The sequence below is a fragment of the Pseudomonas sp. GW821-FHT09E04 genome (assembly GCF_059416185.1).
The window spans coordinates 230,596-249,684 of record NZ_JBWKOR010000004.1 but is presented as its reverse complement, the minus strand read 5'-3'; the positions used below and the strand labels follow the sequence as shown (position 1 = coordinate 249,684).

Below are 19,089 nucleotides of genomic sequence, written 5' to 3'. Positions count from 1 at the left end.
TCCCTGTCTGTTTTCAATGCGCGGTCAGCGGCGATCCGCGACTACGCCGATCAAAACGAGCACCACCAACAACACCGGTGCCAGGCTGTAGTTGTTGAACTGGCTCAAGCCCTTCACCACCCAAGGCGTGGCGTAGATCAGTGCCGCGCCGCTGCCGATCAGGCAGAGCAGGGCCATCAGCGGGACGCGCAGGGCGCCGGCGATGCTGCCCAGGCGTTGGTCGACCCAGGCCTTGAAGTCAGCGCCGAACAGCACCAGCAGGCAGCCCACCAGGGCCAGCGCGATTTCCGAGAGGTTGCTGCGACTCCAGCGGGACACGGTGGCGAGCAGGTCGAGAATCAAATCCATGGTTTTTCCTTGGGGCTGCCGTTGGGCGTTGGGCTCAGTTCAGAAATTTCTGCAGCAAGTCATTGAGGAACAGTTGTCCGCGCTCGGTGGCCGCCAGACGTGACGGTTCGACCTGCAACAGACCGCTTTGTTCGGCCTCGCGGCGGTGTTCGTCGAGGCTCTCCAGCGGCAGGCCGGTGCGCTCGGGGTACAGGCGTGATTCGACGCCAGCAGTCAGGCGCAGGGCGTTCATCAGGAACTCGAACGGCATCTCGTCGTTGGTCAGGGCTTTCTCGCCAGCCTGAAAGCTTTTGGCCGGGTTGAGGTAGTCCTTCGGCAAACGCGTCTTCCAGGTGCGCACGATGCGCCCGTCCGGATGGCTGAGCTTGCCGTGAGCGCCGGCGCCGATACCGATGAAGTCGCCGAAGCTCCAGTAATTGAGGTTATGCCGCGCCGGGCGATCGGGCTGCGCATAGGCGGAGACTTCGTACTGCGCGTAACCGTGTTCGGCCAGCAGCGCCTGTCCGGCCTCTTGAATGTCCCACAAGGTATCGTCTTCCGGCAGCACTGGCGGCTGATTCCAGAACACGGTGTTCGGCTCCAGTGTCAGCTGATACCAGGAAATGTGCGTCGGCTTCAGCTCGATCGCCTGACGCAGATCGCTCAAGGCATCGTCCAGCGACTGATCCGGCAAGCCGTGCATCAAGTCGAGGTTGAAGTTATCGAACCCGGCCTGGCGCGCCATGCCGGCGGCGCGGATGGCTTCATCGCCGTTGTGGATGCGGCCGAGGGCCTTGAGCTTTTCCTGCTGGAAGCTCTGGATACCGATCGACAGGCGATTGATCCCCAGTTTGCGGTAGGCGACGAACTTCTCTTGCTCGAAAGTCCCGGGGTTGGCTTCCAGGGTGATTTCGATGTCATCGGCAAACGGAATGCGTTGTTTCACACCTTCGAGCAAGCGGCCGAGGGCTTCGGCACTGAACAGGCTCGGCGTGCCACCGCCAAAGAAGATCGAACTCAGCTCACGGCCATACACCGCGTGCAGATCCTGGTCGAGGTCGGCCAGCATTGCGTCGACGTATTCCTGCTCCGGCAGCACCGGGCTGGCGGTGTGGGAGTTGAAGTCACAATACGGGCATTTGCGCACACACCACGGGATGTGGATGTACAGCGCCAGGGGCGGCAGCGTCGGCAACGGCGCCCGAGGCGAGGAGGCGGCGCCGCCGATGATCAGCGACGACGCGGAGGAGCTATCGGTCATTTCAAGCCCAGACGCAGGCGCAGCAGATCCATTGCACGGGCGCGGTGGCTGATCTGGTTCTTGTCGCTCGGGTTCAGCTCGGCGCTGGACACGTTACGCTCCGGGACCCAGAACAATGGGTCGTAGCCGAAACCGTGTTCACCGCTGGCGGCGGTCAGGATGCGCCCGTGCCACAGACCTTCGCAGAGGATCGGCAGCGGATCATCGGCATGACGCACCAGCGCCAGCACGCAGACGAACTGCGCGCCGCGCTCGGCTTCAGGCACATCCTTCAAGGCGTCGAGCAGTTTGGCGTTGTTCGCCGCGTCGCCCTTGCCGTCGGCGTAGCGCGCCGAGTAGATGCCCGGCGCACCGCCGAGGAAATCCACCGCCAGACCCGAATCGTCGGCCAGCGCCGGCAGCCCGGAGATGCGCGCAGCATTGCGGGCCTTGAGGATCGCGTTCTCGACGAACGACAGGCCGGTTTCTTCCGGCTCCACGCTGCTGAACTCGCCGATCGAGCGCAGTTGCACCGATTCGCCGAGCATGGCCTGGAGTTCCTTGAGTTTGCCGGCGTTATGGCTGGCCAGTACGAGTTGCTTGAGGTTCATCATTCGCCGGGGAAAAGCTCTTGGTTGAAATTGATGGTGTTGATCTTGTCGCCGTTCTGCACCTTGATTTCAAAGGTGCGGGTTTCCTGCTGTTCCACCGGGTACTGGGCGATGTAATAGATCGCGCCCTGTTCGGTGATCTGGCGGAATTTCAGCGGCACGCTCTGGCTGGTCAGGTCTTTGACCGTGCCGGTGACATTGGCGATCAACGGCTTGCCGTCCTTGATCACCGAGACATTGATCACGCCCTGATTCTTGCTGCGAATCAGCTCGGCGGCCTTGGCAATGTCCGGTTGCAGGTAGGTCGAGTTGAAGGTGTTGTAGTGCACCGTCACGTCGCCGAAGGTTTCCTGGCGCTCGCCTTTGATGACGTCGGCAGCGATGGCCGACAGGCTCAGGCAGGCGGCCAATAGCGCGGTAATCAAGCGTCCCATGTTCGTTCTCCTCGCAATGTCGTGGTTCAGACCGCGATTCTGTGATCCTGCAGCCCTGGGCTGCTGACGCGGTAGATACCGATCTCACCTAACAGATTAGGCCATAGCTTACTGGCCCACCCGTGGCGGTGCTGTTGATCCACGGCAAGCCGATCAATGACCTTCGCCTCACGTTCGCGGCAAAGTTCTTCAAAGTCTTCGAAGGTGCAGAAGTGAATGTTCGGCGTGTTGTACCAGGTGTACGGCAGGAACTCGGACACCGGCATCCGGCCCTTGCTCGCCAAGTACCAGCGGCAGCGCCAGTGGCCGAAGTTGGGGAAGGTGATGATGCACTGGCGACCGACCCGCAGCATTTCGTCGAGGATCTTGTCCGGGTAGTGCACGGCTTGCAGGGCCTGGGTCATCACCACCACGTCGAAGCTGTTGCTGGCGAAGTTGCCCAGGCCCTTGTCCAGGTCCTGTTCGATGACGTTGATGCCCTTGGCCACGCACTCGGCGATGTTGTCCGGGTCGTTTTCCAGGCCATAACCGGTGACCTGCTTGTGGTCGCGCAGCCAGGTCAGCAACTCGCCGTCACCGCAGCCGAGGTCGAGCACGCGGCTGCCGGCGGGGATCCATTCCTGGATGATTTCCAGATCAGCTCTCATGGCTTTCTCACAACGTAATGCGGTTCATGTAATTGCCGAACGCCTGCAAATAGCGCGGGATCGGAATCAGGAAGGCGTCGTGGCCCTGCGGCGCATCGATTTCCAGGTAGCTGACGTCCTTGCGCGCGGCCATCAGCGCGTCCACCAGTTCCCGCGATCGGGCCGGGGAGAAGCGCCAGTCGGTGGTGAACGACATCACGCAGAACTTCGCTTTGGCACCTTCGAAGGTTTTCGCCAGGTTATCGTCGAAGTTCGCCGCCGGATCGAAGTAATCCAGCGCCTTGGTCATCAACAGATACGTGTTGGCATCGAAGCGCCCGGAGAACTCTTCGCCCTGGTAGCGCAGGTAGCTTTCGACCTGGAACTCGACGCTGTGGAAGTCGTAGTTGAGCTTTTCGCTCTTCAGGCCACGGCCGAATTTCTCGCCCATGGAGTCGTCGGACAGGTAGGTGATGTGCCCGACCATCCGCGCCAGCATCAGCCCGCGCTTGGGGATCACGCCCTGTTCCTGGAACGAGCCGCCGTGGAACTCGGGGTCGGTGAGAATCGCCTGGCGCGCCACTTCGTTGAAGGCAATGTTCTGCGCCGACAGCTTGGGGGCCGAGGCGATGGCCAGGCAGTGGCGCACGCGATCCGGATACGTGATGGTCCATTGCAGCGCCTGCATGCCGCCGAGGCTGCCACCGATCACCGCGGCCCACTGGTCGATGCCGAGCAGGTCGGCGAGGCGTGCCTGGCTGTGCACCCAGTCTTCCACGGTCAGCACCGGGAAGTCGGCGCCGAACGGTTTGCCGGTTTCCGGGTTGAGGCTGCTCGGGCCGGTGGAGCCGTTGCAACCGCCGAGGTTGTTCAGGCTGACCACGAAGAACTTGTTGGTGTCGATCGGTTTGCCGGGGCCGATGCAGCTGTCCCACCAACCGGGCTTGCGGTCGTCGACGCTGTGGTAGCCGGCGGCATGGTGGTGGCCGGACAAGGCGTGGCAGATCAACACGGCGTTGCTCGCTTGCGCGTTCAGCGTGCCGTAGGTTTCGTAGATCAGGTCATAAGCGGCCAGCGAACGGCCGCAGGCCAGGGCCAGCGGTTCGCTGAAGTGCGCCGTTTGCGGCGTCACCAGACCAACAGAATCGGGGGGAAAGGCAGCTGGCATCGACCCTGCTCTCGTTGAAATGAGGCGTAAGTCTAAAGACCGGTGGGGTTAGCGGCAAGCAACTACCTGCGCTCGTTCCCACGCTCTGCGTGGGAACGCCTCATTGGACGCTCCGCGTCCGCTTCGGCGGGGACGCGGAGCGTCCCGGGATGCATTCCCACGCAGAGCGTGGGAACGATCAAGGTAAAACCAAACCCGGCAGATCCGGCAGTTTTTTGGGGGCGTGGATGCGCACACGTTTCTGCCGGTTCAACTCACCGCTGATCAGGCTGACCTGGCTCTTGGAGACTCCAAAAGCCTTGGCCAGAAACCCCATCAGGTACGCATTGGCCTTGCCCTCGACCGGCGGCGCGGTCAGGCGGATCTTCAAGCGGTCGCCGTGCAGCCCGCAGAAATCATCGCTGCGGGCTGCCGGTTGCAGGTGACACTCGAGGATCAAGTCGTCACCGTCCCAACGAAACCAGCTCACATCAACAGGCGCAGAATTTCCGGCATCATCGTCATCGCCGCGAGGTTGTTGATCACCAGCATGTCGATCAGCTTCAACGCGAGGAAGGCGAAGATCGGCGACAGGTCCAGACCGCCCATGCTCGGCAGGAAGCGACGGAACGGCGCCAGGGCCGGTTCGCAAATCTGGTTCACCAGCTCGGCGCCCGGGTTATGGCTGCCCGGAGCGACCCACGACAGGATCACGCTGATGATCAGGGCGAAGAAGAAAATCTTCAGGAACAGCGCGGTCACGCCGATGATCGACCAGATGAACAGTTGCAGCGGGTTGCCGGTGGTGCCGTAGGTCAGCAGCAGGGTCAGCGCCATCAGTGCCAGTTGCACGAGGATTGCCAGCACCAGCGACGACATGTCGAGGCCGAAGACGCTCGGGATGATCCGGCGCAGTGGCTTGAGCAGCGGCTGGGTAGCCTTGACCACGAACTGGCACAGCGGGTTATAGAAGTTCGCCCTTACCAGTTGCAGGACGAAGCGCAGCAGCACGATCAGCAGGTACAGGCTGCCGAGGGTTTGCAGCACGTAGACCGCTGCAGTGTTCAATCCAATCATGTAAGGCTCCTTATTTGCCCAGTTGTTCGGCCATTTCGGCCGAGCGGTGCGCGGCGGCGCCGAGTGCTTTTTCCACCAGGGCTTCGAAGCCGCCGGCCTGGAACGATTTGATCGCCGCTTCAGTGGTGCCCGCTGGCGAGGTCACGCGGCGGCGCAGTTCGGCGGCGTCGACGTCGCTGGACACGGCCATGTGCGCGGCGCCCAGTGCGGTTTGCAGGGTCAGTTGCTCGGCGGTTTCCTTCGGCAGACCGAGTTTGACGCCGGCGGCGGTCATGGCTTCGATCAGCAGGAAGAAGTACGCCGGGCCGGAACCGGAGACAGCGGTGACCGCGTCCAGTTGCTGCTCTTCGTTCAGCCACAGGGCGATGCCCACGGCGGACAGCAGCTCTTCAGCCTGTTGGCGCTGTTCGGCGCTCACTTCGCTGGTGGCGTACAAGCCGCTCACGCCCTGACGCAGCAGCGCCGGGGTGTTGGGCATGCAGCGCACGATCGGTTGTTCGCCGAGCCATGCGGTCATGCTGGCACAGGTGATGCCGGCGGCGATGGACACCACCAGTTGATTCGGTTTCAGGCTCGGGCGGATCGCTTCGCACACGGCTTTCATGGCTTGTGGCTTGACCGCCAGCACGACAACGTCGGCACCGTCGATGGCCTGGGCGTTGTCGGCGAAGGTTTCGATGCCGTGCTCGGCGCTGACCCGGTTGCGGGTCTCTTCGCCCGGATCGCTGGCGCGGATCGATGCGGCTTCCAGACCCTTGGCCCGCAGGCCGCCGATCAGGCTGGCGGCCATGTTGCCGGCACCGATAAAGGCAATACGCGTGTTGCTCATGTCAGGTCCTTATCTGGAAATCATCAAGATTGGGAGTAGTCGCGAGCGCCAAACAGGGCCGTACCGATACGGACCCAGGTGGCGCCCTGGGCAATGGCCGACTCGAGGTCGTGGCTCATGCCCATGGAAAGTGTGTCGAGCGGCAGATCGAGGCTGGCCTGCAGCTTCTGAACAGCGGCGAATGCGGCGTCTTGCTCGGCGCGATCGTCGGTCGGCTCGGGAATTGCCATCAGCCCGCGCAGCTTCAGGCGCGGCAGGGCGCTGATGGCCTGGGCCAGCGCCGGCAGGTCAGTCGGGGTGCAGCCGGACTTGCTGGCTTCACCGCTGACGTTGACCTGAATGCAGATGTTCAGTGGCGGCAGATCCGCCGGGCGTTGTTCGGACAGACGTTGGGCGATTTTCAGGCGATCCACGGAGTGCACCCAGGCGAAATGCTCGGCAATCGAGCGGGTCTTGTTCGACTGAATGGGGCCGATGAAGTGCCAGATCAAGGGCAGGTCGGCCAGTTCGAGCTGTTTGCCCAGGGCTTCCTGCAGGTAGTTCTCGCCAAAGTCGCGCAGGCCGGCGGCGTACGCTTCGCGCAGGGCTTCGGCGGGTTTGGTCTTGCTCACGGCCAGCAGCTGGACGCTGTTTTCATCGCGGCCGGCGGCTTTGACGGCTGCCTGAATGCGCGAACTAACCAGTGAGATGTTGTCTGCTATCGTGGACATCAAGAGGCGCCAGCGGTCTGTAGGTTCGCGGCATTCTACTGGAATTGAGGAACGCTATGGATATCACTGAACTGCTGGCCTTCAGCGCCAAACAGGGCGCTTCCGACCTGCACCTGTCGGCCGGACTGCCGCCGATGATCCGTGTGGATGGCGATGTGCGACGGATCAATCTGCCGGCGCTGGACCACAAGCAGGTGCATGAGCTGATCTACGACATCATGAACGACACCCAACGGGTGGAGTTCGAGAAACATCTGGAAACCGACTTTTCCTTCGAAGTACCGGGTGTGGCGCGCTTTCGGGTCAACGCCTTCAACCAGAACCGTGGCGCCGGCGCCGTGTTCCGCACCATTCCGTCGAAAGTGCTGAGCATGGAAGACCTCGCCATGGGCGACGTCTTTCGCAAGATCACCGACGCCCCGCGCGGGCTGGTGCTGGTGACGGGGCCGACCGGTTCCGGCAAGTCCACCACGCTGGCGGCGATGATCGATTACCTCAACACCCATCGCCATCACCACATCCTGACCATCGAAGACCCCATCGAATTCGTTCACGAATCGCGTAAATGCCTGATCAATCAGCGTGAGGTCCATCGCGATACCCGCAGTTTCGCCACGGCGTTGCGTTCAGCGCTGCGTGAAGACCCGGACGTGATCCTGGTGGGCGAGATGCGCGATCTGGAAACCATCCGCCTGGCGTTGACCGCTGCCGAGACCGGGCATCTGGTGTTCGGCACGCTGCACACCACGTCGGCGGCCAAGACCATCGACCGGGTGGTGGACGTGTTTCCGGGGGATGAGAAGTCCATGGTGCGCTCGATGTTGTCCGAGTCGCTGCTGGCCGTGGTGTCGCAGACGCTGATCAAGAAGATCGGCGGTGGGCGGGTAGCGGCGCACGAGATCATGCTCGGCACATCGGCGATCCGTAACCTGATCCGCGAGGACAAGGTGGCGCAGATGTATTCGGCGATCCAGACCGGCGGGTCGCTGGGGATGCAGACACTCGACATGTGCCTGAAGGATCTGGTGACCAAGGGCCTGATCAGTCGCGAACATGCGCGGGAGAAGGCGCGGACACCGGATAATTTCTAGGGACGAAAAAAAACGCAGCCCGAAGGCTGCGTTTTTTATGATCTGTACAGATCAGCGCTGAACCACGCGCATCTGCTTGCCACCCGGTTCTTTCGGCAGCACGCGCTTGGCTACCACGTAATGCTGTTCCCAATACGGCTTGTTCAGCGTATCGATGCTCACCGCTTTACCACGACGCGGCGCGTGGATGAAGCGGTCGTTGCCCAGGTAGATGGCAACGTGATTGACCCGACGGCTCTTGATGTTGAAGAAAATCAGGTCGCCCGGCTTGAGATCCTTGCGCTCGACTTTCTCGCCGTGGCCGCTGGCCATGGCATTCGAGGTGCGGGGCAGGTCGAAAGTCGCGTCGTTGAACGCGTATTTCACCAGACCGCTGCAATCGAAGCCTTTACTTGGGCTGCTGCCGCCCCAACGGTAAGGTGTACCGAGGACGTTCACCGCGCGACTGAGGACGTTGCTGCTTTCCTTGTTCGCCATCGGTGGGACCAGCTTGCCGTGACTCTTGCTGGCGAGCGTGGTGTGTTTCGTTTGCTTGCCTTTGTTCGAAGGAGCAGAGGCATGGGATTTAGGGGTGAAGCCGTTGACGTTGGGAAGACGTTGCTCACGATTGGTGGCGTGGGCGGCCAGTGGCATTAATAGGCAAATGGTTAGCCATGTCTTGAAAAATGGACGCATTAGGCAGGGCTCTTATGTGTTAGCGCGCAACTTTATAACAGCTTTTTTGTCCCTTCCGAGGCCGTTGGTCGATTCAAAAGGCGGGCAACGGAACCAAACAAGCGGCAAATAGACGCAATTGTCGGACAGAAGTCAGGTGCTATAAGGCTTTGACGGAACACACGGTAGCATTTGCCGTACGTCGGCTACCTGTAAAAAAGTCACAAAGAATTAAAGAATATTTATCTATCGTGTGAATCGAGGTCTTCATGAACAGCTATCAGCTACCCCGTGTGAAGGAAAAAGACACCCATAGCAAAGTGATCGGTTACCTGCTGTGGATCTTCGGTTTTACCGGTTCTCACCGCTTCTATTACGGCAAGCCGGTGACCGGAACGATCTGGTTTTTCACCTTCGGGCTACTGGGGATCGGCTGGCTGATCGACGTGTTCCTGATCCCGGCGATGGATCGGGAAGCGGACCTGCGCTTTGCGGCGGGGCCGATCGAATACAACGTGGCGTGGATCCTGCTGACGTTCCTCGGGGTGTTCGGCGTGCACCGGATGTATCAAGGCAAGTGGATCACTGGCTTGCTGTACCTGCTGACCGGCGGATTGTTCTTTATTGGCGTGCTGTATGACTTCTGGACGCTGAACGATCAGGTGTCGGTGCGTAATGCCGAAGGGCGGGGCGCTTTTCAGTAAGTGATGGCGAGGGAGCAAGCTCCCTCGCCATTTTTTTATGCCTGGTGGCTGATCCGGCCATCCACCAAGGTGTAACGCACCACACTCGGCAGGCTATGGCCGAGGAACGGGCAGTTCTCGCCCTTCGACAGCCAGGTTTCGCCGGCAACGGTCGAGGCCTTCGGATCGAACAGCACGATATCCGCCGCGCCACCCACCGCCAGTTTGCCCGCCGGCAGGCGCAGGGCCTCGGCCGGGCCGGCGCTCAGGCGTGAGAGCAGGGTCGGCAGGTCCAGCAGACCATCCTCGACCAGCGTCATCGCCAGCGGCAGCAGCAGCTCGACGCTGCTGATGCCCGGTTCGGTCGCGCCGAACGGTGCCAGTTTCGCATCACGCTCGTGGGGCTGGTGATGGCTGGAAATCGCCGAAATCACCCCGGACTTCACCGCTTCACGCAGACCGTCGCGGTCGGCGCGGGTGCGCAGCGGCGGTTGCACGTGATACAGGCTGCTGAAGTCGATCAGCGCTTCGTCCGTCAGGATCAACTGATACAGGGCGACATCCGCCGTGACTTTCAAACCACGGGCCTGGGCCTGAGCGATCAGCGCAACGCCGCGAGCGCTGGTGAGCTGGCTGAAGTGCGCGCGCACGCCGGTCTGCTCGACCAGCAGCAGGTCACGGGCCAGGGCCACGGTTTCAGCGGTTTCCGGGATGCCCGGCAGACCGAGGAAACTGGCGGTGGCGCCTTCGTGGGCCAGGCCGCCGTCGGCCAGGTCGTGATCCTGGGAGTTGAAAATCACCGTCAGGTCGAAGGTCGCCGCGTAATCCAGCGCCCGGCACAGGGTGCGGGTGTTGCGGAAACTTTCCAGGCCGTTGCCGAAGGCCACGCAACCGGCGTCGCGCAGGGCCACCAGCTCGGCCAGTTGCTCGCCATCCAGGCCTTTGCTCAGGGCGCCGATCGGGAACACCTTGGTGTTGCCGGCTTCGCGGGCGCGGTCGAGGATCAGTTCGGCCACTGCGGAGGTGTCGAGCACCGGCTTGGTTTTCGGCGGGCAGCACAGGCTGGTCACGCCGCCGGCCGCCGCAGCGCGGGTTTCGCTGGCGATGGTGCCTTTGCGGCTGTAGCCCGGCTCGCGCAGGGCGACGTTCAGGTCTACGAGGCCTGGAGCGGCGACAAGGCCTTGGGCATCGATGGTTTCGAGGGCAGTGAAACCGGCCGGTGCGGCGCCGAGGGCGACGATCTTGCAGGCTTCAACGTGAATATCGGTGATTTGATCCAGGCCGCTGCTTGGATCGATGACGCGGGCGCCGAGAATGCTGAGCTTCACTGGGCGTTCTCCTGCTCGAATTGGCGCTGGGCTGTTTGTCCGCTCATGGCCATCGACAACACGGCCATACGGATCGCGATGCCGTAGGTGACTTGATTGAGGATCACCGAGTGCGGGCCGTCGGCCACCGCCGACTCGATCTCCACGCCGCGGTTGATCGGCCCCGGGTGCATGACGATGCAATCGGGCTTGGCGCCGGCCAGGCGCGCGGTGGTCAGGCCGAACAGGCGGTAGAACTCGCCTTCGCTCGGCAGCAGGCCGCCGGTCATGCGCTCACGCTGCAGGCGCAGCATGATCACCACGTCGACGTCTTTCAGGCCTTCGGTCATGTCGGTGTAGACCTTCACACCGTATTGCTCGATGCCGATCGGCAGCAGTGTTTTCGGTGCGATCACGCGGATGTCCGGGCAACCGAGGGTCTTCAGGGCGAGCATGTTCGAACGCGCCACCCGCGAGTGCAGGATGTCGCCGACGATGGCCACCGAGAGATTTTCGAAGCTGCCCTTGTGCCGACGGATGGTCAGCATGTCGAGCATGCCCTGAGTCGGGTGGGCGTGACGGCCGTCGCCGCCGTTGATGATCGCCACTTGCGGGCACACATGTTCGGCGATGAAGTGCGCAGCGCCCGAATCACCGTGGCGTACGACGAACATGTCGGCGGCCATGGCTTCGAGGTTGCGCAGGGTATCGAGCAGGGTTTCGCCCTTGCTGGCCGACGAGGTCGACACGTTTAGGGTGATCACGTCCGCCGACAGCCGCTGGGCCGCCAGTTCGAAGGTGGTGCGGGTGCGGGTGGAGTTTTCGAAGAACACGTTGCACACGGTCTTGCCGCGCAGCAACGGGACCTTCTTCACGGCCCGGGCACCGACTTCGAGGAACGAGTCGGCGGTGTCGAGGATTTCCGTCAGCAACTCGCGGCGCAGGCCGTCGAGCGAGAGGAAGTGGCGCAGCTGGCCCTGATCATTGAGCTGCAGCGGGCGCTTGGTATCTAGAGGCGTCATCGCGAAGGGGACTCTCAATAGGGCGGATTAAAGGGCGAGGTCTTGCAGTTCGAGGGCCAGTTCCGGGCCGGACAGCTTCACTCGTTCGTGGGGGCTAAGCGACAGCGTCGCGCCGACCACGTTCGGGCGGATCGGCAGTTCGCCGGCGTCCAGGTCCAGCAGGCAGACCAGCGTCACGCTGGCCGGGCGGCCGTAGTCGAACAGTTCGTTCATGGCGGCGCGGATGGTGCGGCCGCTCATCAGTACGTCGTCGATCAGTACCAGATGCTGGCCTTCGATTTCGAAGGGCAGGGCGGACGGGCGCACTTGCGGGTGCAGGCCGTTCTGGCTGAAGTCGTCGCGATAGAAGGAAACATCCAGCGTGCCCAATGGCGCATCGCTGCCCAGCTCTTCGAGCAGGGCCTGGGCGACCCAGACGCCGCCGGTGCGGATGCCGATGTAACGCGGTTCGCTGATATCACGCTGGGCAAGGTGCGCCTTGAGGCGGGTCGCCATCTGGCTGATCAGATCGGCGGGATTGGGCAGGCTCATGGTTGCTCCTTCTTGGGGTCGAGCCGGTTCTCGCGAACCGAGGCTCGGGTTGTAACCAAAAGAAAAGCGCCGTAGCGCTTGTCAGGATTCAAATAGTGCGGTGTTTTCGTCGAGCCAGCCTTGCAGCAGCAAGGCGGCGGCGATGGCGTCCACAGGGTTGTCGCGGTAACTGCCTTTCTGCCCGCCGCGCACCAGTCGTTCGCCCTTGGCTTCGAAGGTCGTCAGGCGTTCGTCGTGGGTATAGAAGGGCAGGTTGTAGCGGCCGTTGAGGCGACGGGCGAATTTCTCGGCGCGCAGGCACATCTCGCTGGGCGTGCCGTCCATGTTCAGCGGCAGGCCGACCACCACGGCGTCGGGTTTCCATTCCTTTATCAGGGCTTCGACCTGATTCCAGTCCGGCACACCGTTCTGTGCCTTCAAGGTGCACAGCTCGCGGGCCTGGCCGGTAACCACCTGGCCGACCGCCACGCCGATCTGTTTGGTGCCGTAGTCGAAGCCGAGGATCAGGCGCAGGGCCATCAGGCGTGCCCTGCCTGGCTGGTCAGCAGATTGAGGTTGATCCCCAAATGCTTGGCCGCCGCTTCCAGACGCAGCTCGCTGCTGGTGTTGAACAGGATGTCGGCGTCGTACGGGCAGGTCAGCCAGGCGTTGTCGGCCATTTCAGCCTCCAGTTGCCCGGCTTCCCAGCCGGCGTAGCCGAGGGCGATCAGGCTTTTCGCCGGGCCTACGCCGTCAGCGATGGCGAACAGCACGTCTTGGGAAGTGGACAGGGCCAGCTCGCCTTCCAGTTCGACGGTCGCCTGGAAGGTCTTGCCCGCCGGGTGCAGCACGAAACCGCGATCGGTCTGCACCGGGCCGCCGATGAAGATCGGCACATGCTGGCACAGCGCTGGCGGATCGATGTCCGGGCGCAGTTGCTCGAGGATGTCGGCCAGATTCAGCTCTTGCGGTCGGTTGACCACCAGCCCCATGGCCCCATTGGCCGTGTGCTCGACGATGTAGGTCAAGGTGTGGGCAAAGTTCGGGTCGGCCATGTGTGGCATGGCGATCAGGAAGTGATGCTTGAGGTAGCTGGGGCTGACGTTTTTCATGTGCGGTAGTGTGGCGTTCGGGGGGCGAACTGACAAGCTGGAGCGGTCAAAAGATCGGCTCAGTTGCTGGACAACCGGTCGCCCCGGGCGAATTTCCAGGTGCGGATGATTTCCAGTCGGTCGATGTCCGACAGATCCCCGGTAAACGGTGCAAACGGTGCCGCCAGACGCACGATGCGTTGCGCCGCCTGATCCAGCAGCGGCTGGCCGGAGGATTCCAGCACCAGCACTTCATACAGCGAGCCGTCGCGGTTGATCGACACCATCAGGCGCAGATTGCCGTAGATCTGTTGGCGACGAGCTTCGTCGGGGTAATTGAGGTTGCCGATGCGCTCGACCTTCTTGCGCCATTCGTCCTTGTACCAGGCGCCCTTGTCGCGCATGGTCGAGGCCGCGCTCAGGCGGTGGATGCGCGGGCGCTTGGCGTACAGCTGTTGTTCGTTGGCCAGTTCGGCTTCCAGGCTGGCGATGTCGCTGGAGAGCTGCGAGCTGTCGAAAGTCGGGGCGTCGACCGTCGGTTTGGTCTCGGTCTTGGCTTCTTCTTTTTTGGTCGGTGCCTTTTTCGGTTTCGGCGCGACAGTGGTCACGGCCGCCTTGGGCGCGGCTTCCTGCACTTCCGGCTTGGCGGCCGGCGGCGGGGTGACCTTCTTGACCTGATTGTCCTGGAACGGCGCGACCTCGGTGGTCTTGGGGATCGCCTTCTTGTCGAGGGTGCCGCTGCCTTCCTGGTTTTCCTGGGCGAGGAAATCAGCCTTCTTGGGCTTGGTTTCGCTCTTGAAGGTGGCGAGGGTGATTTCCAGGGTTTTGCTGATCTGCTTGGGCTCGACCATGGTGAAACCCACGCCGAGCAGCAGCGCCAGATGGATCAGCGCCGCGAGAAACAGGGTAAATCCGAGGCGATCGACCGGGCGCACGCCTTTATGGGCGAGTTCAGCGGGCAGATCGGACGGAAGTGTCATGACAAGAAAACCAACATCGCGTTTTTCACAGGCCGCGCATGATAACGCAATGTTGGTTTCTCGCCTTGGGCTTCAAGCATCAAGCGACAGGCTGCATGTGACACACATCAAGCTTGCAGCTTTTTCTCGATGGCATCCATCAGCAGGCCGCCGATGTCGGTGCCGAAGGCATTGTCGATCTCGCGGATGCAGGTCGGGCTGGTGACGTTGATTTCGGTCAGGTGTTCACCGATCACATCCAGGCCGACGAACAGCAGACCCTTCGCGCGCAAGGTCGGGCCGACCTGAGCGGCGATCCAGCGATCCTTGTCGGTCAGCGGACGGGCTTCGCCACGGCCGCCGGCCGCGAGGTTGCCACGGGTTTCGCCCTGGGCCGGAATCCGCGCCAGGCAGTAATCCACCGGCTCGCCGTCGATCATCAGGATGCGTTTGTCGCCATCCTTGATCGCCGGCAGGTACGCCTGGCCCATGATCTGTTGGGTGCCGAGTGCGGTCAGGGTTTCGAGGATCACTGACAGGTTCGGATCGCCGACGCGGTGACGGAAGATCGACGTGCCGCCCATGCCGTCCAGCGGTTTGAGGATCACGTCGCCATGCTTGGCGGCGAATTCACGCAGCACGTCGGCGCGGCGGCTGACCACGGTTGGCGGCGTGCACTGCGGGAACAGCGTGGCGAACAGTTTTTCATTGCAGTCGCGCAGGCTCTGCGGCTTGTTGACCACCAGTACGCCGGCGGCTTCGGCCTGTTCGAGCAGGTAGGTGGAGTAGACGAACTCCATGTCGAACGGCGGATCCTTGCGCATCAGGATCACGTTCAGGTCGCTCAGCGGCAGATCCTGCTCGGCGCCCAGTTCGAACCATTTTTCCGGGTTGGCGAAGACTTTCAGCGGCTTCATCCGCGCCCGTGCCTGACCTTCGCCCTGATAAAGGTCCTGCTGTTCCATATAGAACAGTTCCCAGCCGCGCTTCTGCGCCGCCAGCAGCATGGCCAGCGAGCTATCCTTTTTATAGGAAATGCTGGCGATTGGGTCCATGACTATCCCGACGCGAACGCTCATTGGGTTTTCCTCGAAAATTGGCTACCGGATCGGTATGAAAAAAGTGCCGCCAGAGTGGCTCCGGGCGGGTTTTCGGTCAAGGAAAAACCCGTCGATAGATTGCTTCTGGAGACTGTGCTAAAAAGGCTGCCAGCCGTGCTGGCCCTTGAACATCAAGGGTTTCCAGCCATCAGTCATCGCAAAACGGACAAATTGATTCGCAAAGGCGACGGTAGAGCCCCCTTATGGAACAGCAGTCCAGCGCCTTGAAGGTCATGGTGATCGACGACTCGAAAACGATTCGTCGCACCGCCGAGACCCTGTTGAAAAATGCAGGGTGCGAAGTCATCACGGCGATCGACGGTTTCGACGCCCTGGCGAAGATCGCCGACAACCACCCCGGGATCATTTTTGTCGACATCATGATGCCGCGTCTGGATGGTTATCAGACCTGCGCTTTAATCAAGAACAACAGTGCTTTCAAGGCAACGCCGGTGATCATGCTGTCGTCCCGCGACGGGCTGTTCGACAAGGCCAAGGGGCGGATTGTCGGTTCCGATCAATTTTTGACCAAGCCTTTCAGCAAGGAAGAACTGCTCGACGCGATTGCGGCCCATGTTCCGGGCTTTACCGCTGATTTGCCGCAGTAAGACACGCACAGTGACGCTCGGCCAGCGGGCCCGGTGTCGACAAGAAAAATGGGGAAGACCATGGCACGTATTCTGATCGTCGATGATTCGCCGACCGAAATGTACAAACTGACCGGCATGCTGGAAAAGCACGGCCACGAAGTGTTGAAAGCCGAAAACGGCGCCGACGGCGTGGCCCTGGCCCGTCAGGAAAAACCCGACGCGGTGCTGATGGACATCGTCATGCCCGGCCTCAACGGTTTCCAGGCGACCCGCCAACTGACCAAGGACGCTGAAACCAGCCACATCCCGGTCATCATCATCACCACCAAGGATCAGGAAACCGACAAGGTCTGGGGCACTCGCCAGGGCGCCAAGGATTACCTGACCAAACCGGTCGATGAAGACACGCTGATCAAGACCCTGAACAACGTGCTGGCCGGTTGATCGCGCCGCCATGAGCGAGTCGCTGACCGCGTTCGAACTGTTGTGGCAGATCGACCAGCGCTGTCGCCTGCTGGCGGCGGACCTGCCGTCGCAGCCGGCGCGCCAGGATCGCTGGAGCGGCATCGGCTTTCGCCTCGGCGAGCACTGGTACGTCGCGCCGATGGGCGAAGTCAGCGAAGTGCTGCCCGAACCGCGTTTCACCCAACTGCCAGGGGTAAAGCCGTGGGTCAAGGGCGTGGCCAATCTGCGCGGGCGGTTGTTGCCGATCATGGACCTGTGCGGATTCTTCGGCCATGAGCTGTCACCCATGCGCAAGCAGCGGCGGGTATTGGTAGTGGAGCATCAGGACGTTTTTGCCGGTGTGCTGGTCGATGAGGTCTTCGGCTTGCAGCACTTCGAGCAAGACAGCTTCGAACCCGTCTCGATCCGTAAACGGCAAGGCTCCAAGGGCGAGTTCGTCAAAGGGTATTTCCGGCGCGAGCAGAACTGGCGAGTGTTCAGCCTGTTTGCGCTGGCGCAGTCACCGAGTTTCATGCACGTCGCGGTTTAACAGGCGAGGACCGATGATCAAAGCAAAAACCAGCAAGCCCGCAGAAGGCTCGCGCAGCCGCTCGCAGATCATCGTGCTGTTCATCGCGCTGATCGTGTTCATCATGCTGCTGTTCGCCAATTTCGCTTACCTCAACACCCAGGCCAACTACGACAAACAGTACATCGGCCACGCCGGTGAGCTGCGGGTGCTGTCGCAGCGGATCGCCAAGAACGCCACCGAAGCGGCGGCCGGCAAGTCGGCCGCGTTCAAGCTGTTGAGCGATGCGCGCAACGATTTCGCCCAGCGCTGGGGTTACCTGAAGAAGGGCGACCCGGCCACCGGCCTGCCGCCGGCACCGTCGACCGTGCGCCCGGAAATGCGCGCCGTGCAGCTGGACTGGGAGCGCCTGCTGAAAAACACCGACGCCATTCTGTCCAGCGAACAGACCGTGCTGTCGCTGCATCAGGTCGCCGCGACCCTGGCCGAAACCGTGCCGCAGTTGCAGATCGAATACGAAAAAGTCGTCGAGATCCTCCTGCAACGCGGCGCCCCGGCGGCGCAGGTGGCGATGGCCCAGCGTCAGTCGCTGTTGGCCGAGCGGATTCTCGGCGCGGTGAATACCGTGCTCTCCGGCGATGAAAATTCGCAACAGGCTGCCGATGCCTTCGGTCGTGATGCCGCGCGTTTCGGCCAGGTGCTCAACGGCATGCTGCAAGGCAACCCGACACTGAAGATCAGCCAGGTCGAAGACCGCGACGCCCGCGCTCGTCTGAGCGAGATTTCCGAGCTGTTCCAGTTCGTCTCGGGCTCGGTGGATGAAATTCTCGAAACCTCGCCGGAGCTGTTCAAGGTCCGCGAGTCCGCCACCAACATTTTCAGCCTGTCGCAGACCCTGCTCGACGAAGCCTCGCACCTGGCCACCGGTTTCGAGAACCTCGCCGGCGGGCGCAACACCGACACCATCGGCGGTTACGTGCTGGGCCTGCTGGCGCTGGCGTCGATCATCCTGATCGGCATGGTCATGGTCCGGGAAACCAACCGGCAGTTGCAGGAAACCGCCGAGAAGAACGAACGCAACCAGAACGCGATCATGCGTCTGCTGGATGAAATCGAAGACCTCGCCGATGGCGACCTGACGGTGACGGCTTCGGTGACCGAAGACTTCACCGGGACCATCGCCGACTCGATCAACTATTCGGTCGACCAGTTGCGCGACCTGGTGGCGACCATCAACCTCACCGCCGGCCAGGTCGCCGCTGCGGTGCAGGAAACCCAGGCCACCGCCATGCACCTGGCCCAGGCTTCCGAGCATCAGGCCCAGCAGATTTCCGAAGCGTCGACTGCGATCAACGACATGGCCCAGTCCATCGATCAAGTGTCGGCCAACGCCGCCGAATCCTCGGCGGTGGCCGAGCGTTCGGTGGAGATCGCCAACAAGGGCAACGAGGTGGTGCACAACACCATCCACGGCATGGACAACATTCGCGAACAGATCCAGGACACCGCCAAACGCATCAAGCGCCTGGGCGAGTCGTCCCAGGAAATCGGCGACATCGTCAGCCTGATCGACGACATCGCCGACCAGACCAACATCCTCGCCCTCAACGCGGCGATTCAGGCGTCGATGGCCGGTGACGCCGGGCGCGGTTTTGCGGTGGTTGCCGACGAAGTGCAACGGCTGGCCGAACGTTCGTCCGCCGCGACCCGGCAGATCGAGACACTGGTACGGGCGATCCAGACCGACACCAACGAAGCCGTGATTTCCATGGAACAGACCACCACCGAAGTGGTGCGCGGCGCGCGGCTGGCGCAGGATGCCGGTGTGGCCCTGGAAGAAATCGAAGGCGTGTCCAAGACCCTCGCGGCGCTGATCCAGAGCATTTCCAACGCAGCGCAGCAGCAGACGTCTTCGGCCGGGCAGATTTCCCTGACGATGAACGTGATCCAGCAGATCACCTCGCAGACCTCGTCCGGCTCCACGGCCACCGCCGAAAGCATCGGCAACCTGGCGAAAATGGCCAGCCAGTTGCGGCGTTCGGTGTCCGGGTTCACCTTGCCCGCGGCGGCAGCGCCCGCCACGGACAAGGCGTGAGTTCATGTCGAGC

Annotated in this window: 24 protein-coding genes; 6 read left to right on the top strand and 18 right to left on the bottom strand. The window is 62.1% G+C overall.

All coding sequences use genetic code 11. From position 1 onward, the window contains the following. Positions 1-24: 24 nt before the first annotated feature. The 10 genes from AC07N4_RS16150 to AC07N4_RS16105 form a co-directional block, all read right to left on the bottom strand. Positions 25-348, bottom strand: coding sequence for a DUF3392 domain-containing protein (locus tag AC07N4_RS16150; RefSeq protein ID WP_102619691.1), 324 nt, complete (start codon positions 346-348; stop codon positions 25-27). Positions 349-382: 34 nt separating this feature from the next. Further along, entirely contained in the window at positions 383-1,588 is a 1,206-nt protein-coding gene (gene hemW / locus AC07N4_RS16145) for a radical SAM family heme chaperone HemW (RefSeq protein WP_493065689.1), read from the bottom strand. Further along, complete coding sequence (gene rdgB / locus AC07N4_RS16140; protein WP_493065690.1) at positions 1,585-2,181, bottom strand: RdgB/HAM1 family non-canonical purine NTP pyrophosphatase; 597 nt, start codon at positions 2,179-2,181, stop codon at positions 1,585-1,587. Before rdgB ends, hemW begins: the two co-directional genes overlap by 4 nt. After that, positions 2,178-2,612 carry a DUF4426 domain-containing protein gene (locus tag AC07N4_RS16135; RefSeq protein WP_096817597.1) on the bottom strand — a complete coding sequence of 145 codons (435 nt, stop codon included), beginning with the start codon at positions 2,610-2,612 and terminating at the stop codon, positions 2,178-2,180. Before AC07N4_RS16135 ends, rdgB begins: the two co-directional genes overlap by 4 nt. A gap of 26 nt (positions 2,613-2,638) precedes the next feature. Further along, entirely contained in the window at positions 2,639-3,259 is a 621-nt protein-coding gene (gene metW / locus AC07N4_RS16130; protein WP_096817600.1) for a methionine biosynthesis protein MetW, read from the bottom strand. Positions 3,260-3,266: 7 nt separating this feature from the next. Next, on the bottom strand, positions 3,267-4,406 hold the full coding sequence (gene metX / locus AC07N4_RS16125) for a homoserine O-succinyltransferase MetX (RefSeq protein WP_102619695.1): 1,140 nt from the start codon (positions 4,404-4,406) through the stop codon (positions 3,267-3,269). A gap of 178 nt (positions 4,407-4,584) precedes the next feature. Continuing rightward, entirely contained in the window at positions 4,585-4,875 is a 291-nt protein-coding gene (locus AC07N4_RS16120; protein WP_102619696.1) for a DUF167 domain-containing protein, read from the bottom strand. Beyond that, the gene (locus AC07N4_RS16115; RefSeq protein ID WP_096817605.1) at positions 4,872-5,462 is read right to left on the bottom strand and encodes a YggT family protein; all 591 of its coding nucleotides are present in this window, start codon (positions 5,460-5,462) and stop codon (positions 4,872-4,874) included. The genes AC07N4_RS16120 and AC07N4_RS16115 overlap by 4 nt, the downstream gene beginning before the upstream one ends. 10 nt (positions 5,463-5,472) lie before the next feature. Beyond that, positions 5,473-6,291 carry a pyrroline-5-carboxylate reductase gene (gene proC / locus AC07N4_RS16110; protein ID WP_192559213.1) on the bottom strand — a complete coding sequence of 273 codons (819 nt, stop codon included), beginning with the start codon at positions 6,289-6,291 and terminating at the stop codon, positions 5,473-5,475. Positions 6,292-6,314: 23 nt separating this feature from the next. Beyond that, positions 6,315-7,001, bottom strand: coding sequence for a YggS family pyridoxal phosphate-dependent enzyme (locus AC07N4_RS16105; RefSeq protein ID WP_273540839.1), 687 nt, complete (start codon positions 6,999-7,001; stop codon positions 6,315-6,317). A gap of 56 nt (positions 7,002-7,057) precedes the next feature. On the opposite strand from AC07N4_RS16105, the gene AC07N4_RS16100 reads away from it, so the two are divergent. Beyond that, entirely contained in the window at positions 7,058-8,092 is a 1,035-nt protein-coding gene (locus AC07N4_RS16100) for a type IV pilus twitching motility protein PilT (RefSeq protein ID WP_114886090.1), read from the top strand. A 51-nt stretch (positions 8,093-8,143) separates the two neighbouring features. Here the strand turns inward: AC07N4_RS16100 and AC07N4_RS16095 are convergent, their stop codons facing one another. Beyond that, positions 8,144-8,767 (bottom strand): C40 family peptidase, encoded by a 624-nt coding sequence (locus tag AC07N4_RS16095; protein WP_096817610.1) that lies wholly within the window; start codon positions 8,765-8,767, stop codon positions 8,144-8,146. Positions 8,768-9,015: 248 nt separating this feature from the next. Here AC07N4_RS16095 and AC07N4_RS16090 point away from each other — a divergent pair, with 248 nt between their 5' ends. Beyond that, complete coding sequence (locus AC07N4_RS16090) at positions 9,016-9,450, top strand: NINE protein (RefSeq protein WP_096817612.1); 435 nt, start codon at positions 9,016-9,018, stop codon at positions 9,448-9,450. A 35-nt stretch (positions 9,451-9,485) separates the two neighbouring features. On the opposite strand, the gene AC07N4_RS16085 is transcribed toward AC07N4_RS16090, so the two are convergent. The 7 genes from AC07N4_RS16085 to gshB all read right to left on the bottom strand — a co-directional run bounded on the left by AC07N4_RS16085 (position 9,486) and on the right by gshB (position 15,397). Continuing rightward, positions 9,486-10,757, bottom strand: a complete 1,272-nt coding sequence (locus AC07N4_RS16085) for a dihydroorotase (protein WP_493065691.1) — start codon at positions 10,755-10,757, stop codon at positions 9,486-9,488. After that, positions 10,754-11,758, bottom strand: a complete 1,005-nt coding sequence (locus tag AC07N4_RS16080) for an aspartate carbamoyltransferase catalytic subunit (RefSeq protein ID WP_095164512.1) — start codon at positions 11,756-11,758, stop codon at positions 10,754-10,756. Before AC07N4_RS16080 ends, AC07N4_RS16085 begins: the two co-directional genes overlap by 4 nt. 27 nt (positions 11,759-11,785) lie before the next feature. Further along, on the bottom strand, positions 11,786-12,289 hold the full coding sequence (pyrR, locus tag AC07N4_RS16075) for a bifunctional pyr operon transcriptional regulator/uracil phosphoribosyltransferase PyrR (protein WP_102619700.1): 504 nt from the start codon (positions 12,287-12,289) through the stop codon (positions 11,786-11,788). Positions 12,290-12,370: 81 nt separating this feature from the next. Continuing rightward, positions 12,371-12,808: a Holliday junction resolvase RuvX gene (ruvX, locus tag AC07N4_RS16070; protein WP_493065692.1), complete on the bottom strand. Its 438-nt coding sequence runs from the start codon at positions 12,806-12,808 to the stop codon at positions 12,371-12,373. After that, the gene (locus tag AC07N4_RS16065; protein WP_096817620.1) at positions 12,808-13,380 is read right to left on the bottom strand and encodes a YqgE/AlgH family protein; all 573 of its coding nucleotides are present in this window, start codon (positions 13,378-13,380) and stop codon (positions 12,808-12,810) included. The genes ruvX and AC07N4_RS16065 overlap by 1 nt, the downstream gene beginning before the upstream one ends. Positions 13,381-13,439: 59 nt before the next feature. After that, positions 13,440-14,339: an energy transducer TonB gene (locus AC07N4_RS16060; protein WP_273539168.1), complete on the bottom strand. Its 900-nt coding sequence runs from the start codon at positions 14,337-14,339 to the stop codon at positions 13,440-13,442. A gap of 107 nt (positions 14,340-14,446) precedes the next feature. Further along, positions 14,447-15,397, bottom strand: coding sequence for a glutathione synthase (gene gshB, locus AC07N4_RS16055; RefSeq protein ID WP_096817624.1), 951 nt, complete (start codon positions 15,395-15,397; stop codon positions 14,447-14,449). Positions 15,398-15,621: 224 nt separating this feature from the next. Between gshB and pilG the strand changes: the two genes are divergently transcribed. The 4 genes from pilG to AC07N4_RS16035 are packed head-to-tail and all read left to right on the top strand — an operon-like array spanning position 15,622 to position 19,076. Then, positions 15,622-16,026: a twitching motility response regulator PilG gene (gene pilG / locus AC07N4_RS16050; RefSeq protein ID WP_096817626.1), complete on the top strand. Its 405-nt coding sequence runs from the start codon at positions 15,622-15,624 to the stop codon at positions 16,024-16,026. A 60-nt stretch (positions 16,027-16,086) separates the two neighbouring features. Continuing rightward, the gene (pilH, locus tag AC07N4_RS16045; RefSeq protein WP_007953328.1) at positions 16,087-16,452 is read left to right on the top strand and encodes a twitching motility response regulator PilH; all 366 of its coding nucleotides are present in this window, start codon (positions 16,087-16,089) and stop codon (positions 16,450-16,452) included. Between the two features lie 10 nt (positions 16,453-16,462). Next, on the top strand, positions 16,463-17,002 hold the full coding sequence (locus AC07N4_RS16040) for a chemotaxis protein CheW (RefSeq protein WP_085731577.1): 540 nt from the start codon (positions 16,463-16,465) through the stop codon (positions 17,000-17,002). 13 nt (positions 17,003-17,015) lie between these two features. Then, complete coding sequence (locus tag AC07N4_RS16035; RefSeq protein WP_096817628.1) at positions 17,016-19,076, top strand: methyl-accepting chemotaxis protein; 2,061 nt, start codon at positions 17,016-17,018, stop codon at positions 19,074-19,076. Positions 19,077-19,089: the final 13 nt, after the last annotated feature.